The 598-nt window shown below is 70.7% G+C and carries 1 protein-coding gene; it reads left to right on the forward strand.

Annotation, left to right across the window (positions count from 1 at the left end; all coding sequences use genetic code 11):
* The coding region (locus tag HUK84_RS22085) for an alanine racemase (RefSeq protein WP_176642027.1) at positions 1 to 598 on the forward strand (598 nt) is incomplete at both ends.

Below are 598 nucleotides of genomic sequence, written 5' to 3' on the forward strand. Positions count from 1 at the left end.
ATGGCCGGGGCCGGGCTGTCGCCGTCGGTGCATTTCGCGGTGAAGGCGAACGACCATCTGGCGGTCCTGCGCGTGCTGGCGCAGGAAGGCGCGGGGGCGGATGTCGTCAGCGGCGGCGAGTTGCTGCGGGCCCGGGCGGCCGGCATTCCGGCGTCGCGCATCGTCTTTTCCGGCGTCGGTAAATCCCATGACGAGCTGGGCCTGGCCCTGGCCGAGGCGATCGCGCATATCGCGGTGGAAAGCGCCGAGGAACTGGAGATTCTGTCCGCGGTGGCCGCGGCGGCCGGGCACGTGGCGCGGATCACCCTGCGGGTGAATCCCGATGTCGATGCAGGCACGCACGAGAAGATCACGACCGGCCTGTCCACCAACAAGTTCGGCATCGCCTATGCCCGGGCGGCGGAGCTGTATGCCCGCGCCGCCGCGTTGCCCGGGCTGCATCCGCTGGGCTTTTCGCTGCATATCGGCAGCCAGATCACCTCCATGGCCCCCTATCGCGCCGCCTTTGCCCGCGTGGCCGACCTGGTGCGCGCCGTGCGGGCGCGCGGCCTGGCGGTGTCGCTGGTGGATTGCGGCGGCGGACTGGGCATCTGCTATC

Source organism: Nguyenibacter vanlangensis (assembly GCF_013376155.1).
GTDB classification, from domain to species: domain Bacteria; phylum Pseudomonadota; class Alphaproteobacteria; order Acetobacterales; family Acetobacteraceae; genus Gluconacetobacter; species Gluconacetobacter vanlangensis.